The sequence below is a fragment of the Desulfobulbaceae bacterium genome (genome assembly GCA_013792005.1).
GTDB lineage: Bacteria > Desulfobacterota > Desulfobulbia > Desulfobulbales > VMSU01 > VMSU01.
Window position 1 is genome coordinate 1 of the sequence record VMSU01000068.1, and the last position, 7,780, is coordinate 7,780.

Annotated in this window: 7 protein-coding genes; 5 read left to right on the forward strand and 2 right to left on the reverse strand. The window is 48.0% G+C overall.

Annotated elements, in window-relative coordinates; all coding sequences use genetic code 11:
* The first annotated feature begins 464 nt into the window (after positions 1–464).
* Complete coding sequence (locus FP815_03790; GenBank protein MBA3014059.1) at positions 465–1,796, forward strand: hypothetical protein; 1,332 nt, start codon at positions 465–467, stop codon at positions 1,794–1,796.
* 59 nt (positions 1,797–1,855) lie between these two features.
* Here the strand turns inward: FP815_03790 and FP815_03795 are convergent, their stop codons facing one another.
* Both FP815_03795 and FP815_03800 read right to left on the reverse strand, forming a co-directional pair.
* Complete coding sequence (locus FP815_03795; GenBank protein MBA3014060.1) at positions 1,856–3,439, reverse strand: dehydrogenase; 1,584 nt, start codon at positions 3,437–3,439, stop codon at positions 1,856–1,858.
* 295 nt (positions 3,440–3,734) lie between these two features.
* Complete coding sequence (locus FP815_03800) at positions 3,735–3,956, reverse strand: DUF2132 domain-containing protein (GenBank protein MBA3014061.1); 222 nt, start codon at positions 3,954–3,956, stop codon at positions 3,735–3,737.
* A 151-nt stretch (positions 3,957–4,107) separates the two neighbouring features.
* Here FP815_03800 and FP815_03805 point away from each other — a divergent pair, with 151 nt between their 5' ends.
* The 4 genes from FP815_03805 to FP815_03820 all read left to right on the forward strand — a co-directional run.
* The gene (locus FP815_03805) at positions 4,108–5,061 is read left to right on the forward strand and encodes a tyrosine recombinase XerC (protein ID MBA3014062.1); all 954 of its coding nucleotides are present in this window, start codon (positions 4,108–4,110) and stop codon (positions 5,059–5,061) included.
* A 95-nt stretch (positions 5,062–5,156) separates the two neighbouring features.
* Positions 5,157–5,687, forward strand: coding sequence for an ATP-dependent protease subunit HslV (gene hslV / locus FP815_03810; protein MBA3014063.1), 531 nt, complete (start codon positions 5,157–5,159; stop codon positions 5,685–5,687).
* Between the two features lie 229 nt (positions 5,688–5,916).
* Entirely contained in the window at positions 5,917–7,278 is a 1,362-nt protein-coding gene (gene hslU, locus FP815_03815; GenBank protein ID MBA3014064.1) for an ATP-dependent protease ATPase subunit HslU, read from the forward strand.
* A gap of 94 nt (positions 7,279–7,372) precedes the next feature.
* Positions 7,373–7,780, forward strand: a 408-nt coding sequence (locus FP815_03820; GenBank protein MBA3014065.1) for a hypothetical protein, incomplete at its 3' end; no start/stop codon positions are given.

The following is a 7,780-nucleotide window of genomic DNA, read 5'->3' on the forward strand; positions in this document are numbered from 1 at the left end:
TAAGGTCCTGCCAATGGCTGAGGACACACTGACATTGAGTATCATGCGATGATTTATGACTAACCATGATTCTTTTAACCGTAAACCGACAACTGATTACCGTTAACCTGTGTAGTTACTGAACGTTTACAGTTGGAAGAATTACGTGGCTATAATCCTGATAATGACGTAATGTTGATATGCTAATCAGCCATCCGAAACTCATTTCTTGTCGATATTCTGAACCCCTGCTTTTCGGCCATATCCTTCACATCATTGTTAAATTTCTGGTACAGTCCAAGCGGTTATTTTCAGACCCTGCCCTTGTCCACGTTAGACTCTGAGGAGCCGGAAGTTTCGATGTAACCACGGCCTTGTGTCATGCCGTTGGCGGGTGAGTTTGCTGGCGATTCGTATCAGGCGTCTTGGCTTATTAACAATGTCCGGCTTGTTTTTATCTATCGTATTTCCGCGAGGAGAATATTATGACGAGTAACATTATTGAACTCACTCGTTTTCGAGCTGATCTCACCCGTGCTCTGACCCGGAGCGGGGAAAGACTCCTTAACGCACAAGACCAGGCGGCTCAGGTTTCCGCCCTGGAACCGTTAGAGGCCTATTTCATAGCCAGAGAGTTGGGGTTCGACCAAGCAAGGCCACTTCTGTTGCACATGACGGAGGGGCAAATACAGGCATGTATTGATCTCACTTGCTGGCATAGCCATGATTTTCAGCCTGTCGCCTTGGCTGAGTGGTTGGCGGTTTTTGCCGATGAAGGAGCGATTACTTTGGCGCAAACTTTTTTTGCCTTAGACAGTGAGGTGCAAATCATCTTTTTGGGCAAGACACTTGTGGTCTATTCTTTTGAAGATGACCAGATTCCTGATCCCGAGGATGATCTGGAAGAAAAAATCAGGGCCATGACCCCTGATTCTCTCTATCTCCTGGAGATTAAAATTGATGACCCAATGCCGATCAATGTCTTGGGGCTGGTGGGGGCGCTGTATCAGCATGATGCCGATGAGGCTCACCATCTTATCGCCGCTGTGCGCTGGGAGATGCAGAGCCAAATTGAGGAAAATGCTTTACGAATCCGGAGCGGACGTATGCACGAGTTTGGTTTTATCGCGCCTGACGAAGCCGCCATCCTGTTCAGTCCTCCTAAAAAACAGCCGCCGTCACGCGCACTTGAGCCGGAGCAGTGTGCAGTTACTCGATTGCCGGCACTGTACGCTCAAGTTCTGGGAGAGTCCAATCTGTTAGTACAGGCAATGGCACGGATTACCGATCAGGCATATCTTTCCCGCTTGGAACAAGAACTCGTTTGGTCTATCAATACAGCTATCATCGCTTATGGGGAAACACCTAAAGACATCGAATATGTTGCGGATATCGCCATGCGGGTTAGAGATACGATCTCCTTGGGCATGGAGGCGCTGCTTACCAAAGAGGTCTCGGGGCGGCAAGGGGATATCGTCATTGATGCCACTCAGGCGGGTGATCTCATCAAGACCTGGAGTATGCAGGATCTCTTTCGTCACGGTTATGCAGCGACAGCGATACTTCGAAGTGAAGTTCAACAGGCTCTGAGTTTGTCTCTGGTTCATGATTGGTACAGTATGATGGAAATGGATCAATCGGACGAGCCTGGTGACCGCTTGGACAGGGCCTTTATCAGTGCTTTATTGGCTCGGCATCCATTGGTCGGCGGTTTTGATCAGGCGAACGAAGAGAGGGTGCGGGCATTTGCCAGTCTCGCAGATATCGCTTCCGCTCAGGCGCGATTGAAAAGGTTAATTGCCCGGTTGAGTTCATAGCGTGAGGGGAGGCTGGCGCAGCTCTGGAGAGTTAGTTGGTCGGCTGTCGCGGCCTTTAGTCAGGTGCAGCCATTCAACCAGTTGGTTTCGATAGCTTTTATGGCATCAGCGGCAGAACTCGTTATGCCGCCGGTATAGCCTGAACCCTCACCTATCGGGTACAAATTTTTGATAGTTACCGATTCAAAATGTTCGTTGCGTTTAATCCGTATCGGTGATGAAGTTCTTGTTTCCGTGCCAAGCAGTATCGCTTGGTTGGAAACAAATAATGGGACTTCTTTTTTCCATTGATTAAATGCGGCCACTAGTTCATCGATCACAAATCCTGGAAAGATGTCTCTCATCTCAGCAGAGACGGTCCCCATCTTGTACGAGTTGTTGTTTAAGGTGACAGCGCTTTTGTCACCTAAGAAATGCATCAAGTTCTGGGCAGGGAGTTGCCAATTACCGCCTCCTGCGGCAAAAGACTTGCGTTCAATATCCTGTTGAAACTCTATCCCAGAAAGTGGGCAAGTCGATTTATAGTCATCTGCGTGACAGGTCACAACCAACGCTGCATTTGAAAACTCTGATGCCCTGTGTGAGTAGCTCATCCCGTTTACCACCATCATCCCGTGGTCAGAAGACGCATTAATCACCTCACCTCCAGGGCACATACAGAATGTATAGACCCCCCTCTTGATTGCTCGATTTGTATAATTCAAAGAGTAGGTGGCAGCTCCTAGTGGCTTGAAATCTTTATACTTGGCGCCGTATCTGATGAGGTTGATAGTCTCGACAGGATGCTCAATTCTCAACCCGACAGCGATTGGTCTCTGTTCAATGGCGACGCCTTTGTGATGCATCATCTTAACTGTATCACGGGCAGAATGTCCCAAAGCAATATAGATTCGTGAGGAGAGATATTCCTTTTCGCCATTGATAATAATACCTGAGGCCTTCCCCTCCGAGATCAGGATGTCCGTCATTTGTGAGCCATAAAAGATCTCACCGCCCCGCTCAAGGATATATGTTCTTATATTGCGAACGATTGTGCACAATACATCAGTTCCCAAATGGGGTTTGCTGATGTATCCTATCTCTTCCGGGGCACCAAATTTAATAAACGTTTTCAGCACCCTGTTGACATAACTTGAGTTGTTGTTTCTCCTGGAAAAGAGCTTGCCATCTGAGTATGAACCGGCGCCGCCTTCGCCAAATTGGATATTCGAGTCAGAGTTAATTTCTCTTTCATTGATAAATCGCTGCACATCAACGGTTCGCTCTTCGATTTTCTTCCCCCGCTCAAAGATTAAAGGTTTGATCCCATAATCAATAAGTTCAAGAGCGGCAAACATTCCGGCAGGGCCAAATCCGACTATTATAGGCCTATCCTTAATGACCGCTGCTTTCCTGGTCTCTTTTGTTTTTTCCGAGTAACAGGGAAAGTTTTCGCTGTTACTGAAGGTCTCATCAGTGCTGACAACGAGGGACAGTTTGTAATAGAATTGCTCTTTGTCTCTGGAATCAAGCGATTTGCTAAGAATCTTGGCGATGAATATTTTATCTTCGCTTATTTTCATCTGCCGTGAGGCGGCAGTCAGGTAAGCATCGGTTCCGTCGCTTTCGATGGGGATTTGCACGTTGATGATTATCAGGTTCAAGAGAGTGTCCTTTATTTATATGGATGTTCGATAAATAGCCTTGCTAATCGCTAAAAATTCATCAACAGTTGAGTGTGATCTTATGAATTTTTGTGATGAATCTCTGAGTCCGGATATTCATCGTATGATGTTTTCTGTGCCATAGTGCGGGAAATTAATTCGTGGATAGAGTGAATTAAGGGCAGGACTGTTCGAGTATGATGTCAGACGTAAGAGTGAGTGGTAGCCCGCCGGATCACGGAGGAAAGAGGTGGTTGGTTGATGGTGCAGGGAACGTATCTTATCTGCCAATATCTTATCGAAGGTTGCGTAGGTAAAGATTTTCAACTTTTTCCCTGGCCCAGGGGGTTTTTCGAAGGAATTTAAGGCTGGACTGAATGCTTGGGGTATGGGTAAAGCATCTGATCTTGATTTTTTTAGCTAGAGATGTCCATCCGTACTTTTCCACCAGGCGGGTCACGATCACTTCCAGGGTGATTCCGTGTAGGGGGTCATTGTTGGATTCTTGACTATTCATCAGAGTGTTATTGTGGTTAGGTGGCGTTTCTCGATAGAGACTGGTCTCTAGTGGCCTTTTGTCTGAATACACCTTCTCGGATCAGGGCATCATTCATACTCGATATTGAGTGTCCGTGAAAGTATAACCTCATTATATAATGTTCATGATCATGCAGATAGAAAATATCTTTAGCACAGAATTGGCCCCGCATTTGGACATGTTCATGCGTTGGCTTACGGTGGAAAAGGGATATTCCGACCATACCGCGGATAATTATTTTCGCGATATTTCTGGGTTTGCCGCCACCGTGCGACCAAAGACCACGCTTGCCATGATCGGCCCTGCTGAAATCCGCGTCTTTATTTACGCCTTGCACGGTATCAACAAACCATCTTCTGTTGCCAGAAAATTATCGGCGTTACAGACTTTTTTTCGTTTTCTGGTCCAGAGAGGGATAATTGCTCGCAACCCATTGGCGGGGGTGGTCAGGCCCAAACAGAGCCATTGTATCCCGGTATTCTTGAGCGTGGATGAGGTCTTTCGACTTATAGAAGCGCCAGGGCCTCAGGATGTTTTTGCTGCCCGGGACAAGGCGATGCTGGAGTTATTATATTCGACCGGGATGCGGGTTGCGGAACTGGTCAGCTTGCAGAGGAATTCACTTGATTTTGAGACAGAAATGGTTACGGTAACCGGCAAAGGAAATCGTGAGCGGCTGGTTCCCATGGGGAGTCCTGCTGTTGATTCTCTGCAGCGGTATTTCCCAGAGCGCCAGGTCTTGCTTGAGGCAGGCACGCGGAGTGGAGCCGTTCTTGATCAGGAGGCTCTGTTTGTTAATCATCGTGGTGGCCGTTTAACCACCCGCAGTGTCGAGCGGTTGGTGTCAATGTACGCCCAACGGGTTGGTCTTTTGAGTGGGGTTACCCCTCATGCCCTAAGGCACTCTTTTGCTACCCACCTCCTGGAAATGGGGGCGGATCTTCGCTTGGTTCAAGAACTGCTTGGCCATGTCAGCCTGTCAACCACCCAGCGGTATACCCATCTTACAGTTGACCATTTGATGGCCGTGTATGACAAGGCTCATCCTCAGGCTCATAAAAAGAAAGCAGGAGATACCGGGTGATGCATGAGGAAGAAACTTTGTTCCATTTATCTTCGGCTCGGGCTTAGTTGCTTGGCTGAAAAAAGTAAAGAGCCATTTTTCATTATGAGAGTTTTATGAAAATTCGATCAACAACAATTATTTCAGTAAGGCGGCATGGTGAGGTGGTAGTGGCTGGTGATGGTCAGGTATCACTGGGCAATACCGTGATGAAACATAATGCTCAAAAGGTCAGAAAACTTTATGAGGGCAAGGTGGTGTGCGGGTTTGCCGGATCTACCGCCGATGCCTTTACTCTTTTTGAGCGACTTGAGAAAAAGCTTGAGCAGTACGATGGCAACTTGATGCGTGCTGCGGTCGAGTTAGCCAAGGATTGGCGGACCGATAAATTGCTCCGTAAGCTTGAGGCCTTTCTGGTATGCGTCGATAAAGATCACTCTCTTTTGCTTTCGGGCACGGGTGATGTGATTGAACCGGATGACGGTATCTTGGCTATTGGTTCCGGAGGTCCGTATGCCCAGGCCGCGGCTAAGGCTTTGATTCAACGCACCGATCTTAATGCTGAAGAGATCTGTCGAACTGCGATGGAGATTGCGGCCTCAATCTGTATTTACACCAATAGCAACATCACAATGCAGAAACTGTAGTGCTTAGCGGTTCAAAGCTTCGTTCACAGTGATCAGTGATCAGTTAACGGTTTGCGGTTTAACTGAGTCGCTGTTAATTCAGAAGAGATGTTAGGGAGCAATTAGCTCCTGTTAGGCACCCTAACCGCCAACTGTTAACCGTAAACCGATAACCAGGCGTAGTCACTTTTATCAAATTTAATGCAGCGCGAAATATATGCCTTTACTGTCAGCTAACACCCAAGATGCTATGGCCAGTTTAACACCAAGAGAGATAGTCGAACAGCTTGACCGCTACATCATCGGTCAGTCCGATGCTAAGCGGTTTGTTGCGGTTGCTCTACGCAATCGTTGGCGTCGTCAGCAGGTCAGCCCACCCCTACGTGATGAGATTTCACCTAAGAATATCATTATGATAGGGCCGACCGGGGTCGGGAAGACCGAGATCGCCAGGAGGCTTGCCAATTTGGCCCAATCTCCTTTTCTTAAGATTGAGGCCTCTAAATTTACCGAAGTCGGTTATGTGGGTAGGGATGTGGAATCCATGATTCGTGACTTGACGGAAATTGGCATCGCCATAATTCGCAGCGAAGCACGTCAGACAGTTGAAGAGAAGGCCGGAGTGAATGCCGAGGAACGTCTTCTTGATCTCCTGGTGCCACCCGTTCCAGGATTGTCTCCGGTCAATGGTCATCAGGGTGGAAGTGGTGAATACGTATCGGAGAACCCGACTCGTGAAAAATTTCGTCAGATGCTCCGGGAGGGGAAACTCCGTGAACGGCAGGTGGAGATGGATATCTCTCAGCCTCATGCTATGCCGATGATCGAGGTTTTTTCAAACTCCGGCGCCGATGACCTGAGTTCGGGTCTGAAAGATGTCTTTGGTAAGATGTTTCCCAAAAAGAGCAAAAAGCGCAAAGTGTCGGTTGATGAGGCCTTGCGACTATTGACAATTGAGGAGACCGAAAAGCTGATCGATGAAGAGATGGTGGTCAAGCTGGCTATCCAGCGTACTGAGCAAACTGGAATCATCTTTCTTGATGAAATCGACAAGATAGCCTCAAGGCAAGGAGAGGGTCAACGTGGGGCTGAGGTTTCCCGTGAAGGGGTTCAACGGGATCTGTTGCCTATTGTCGAGGGATCTATTGTCAACACCAAATACGGGATGGTGAAGACCGACCATATTCTTTTTATTGCCAGCGGGGCCTTTCATACCTGCAAACCTTCTGACCTGATTCCTGAACTGCAGGGTAGATTCCCGATCCGGGTAGAGCTTGACTCCTTGAGTGAAGATGATTTTTATCGGATTCTAACCGAGCCGCAAAATGCCTTGATCAAGCAGTATGTGGCGTTGATGGCTACCGAAGGAATTGAGTTGCACTTTGAGGACGTCGCTATCCGTGAGATGGCCAGGATCTGTTCTCTGGTTAATAAGAAGACAGATAATATCGGGGCCAGAAGGCTGCATACCATTCTTGAACGCCTGCTTGAGGATCTCTCTTTTAACGCCCCGGATCAAGAGGAGAAATCATTTACGGTGACGGCTGAGTATGTTACTCAGAAATTAGCGGCAATAGCAAAGGACGAGGACTTGAGCCGGTTTATTCTTTAGCCTGAAGAGGCTTATTCTGGCCGAGAATGATTACTGGGATTGCCAAGATTGTCCTTCTGTTTACCAAAAACAACTGACTGGAATACCTAATACCATGATTACAGATATTGATCCCCAAATGCGGTACTGCTTACGTTGTAACGATGAGTATATCCCCGAGATGTCGGGCTGCGGAGTGTGTGGTGCTGCGCTGATCAGTGGGGCTGACCTGCTGGCGCAACGTCAGTCTAAAGGCAAGGCACAAGTCGTTCGCAAGGGGGCCTTGACTGTGGACGATGACATTGTTACCATCTTTAAAGCATCTCTTGCCGAGGTCAGACGTATTGAGCAGCAGTTGAAACTTGATAATATCGGGACGCTGGTGTGGGGGGATAAACCTTCGTGCGGCAAGGGGTGTTGTGGCAGCGGCGAAATAGAACTTCGGGTCCGCCGCGAAGATGCCATGGCAGCGATGACGATTATTGAGGCGGATTTTACTCGCCAGACCGCAAGCCATGGCCAA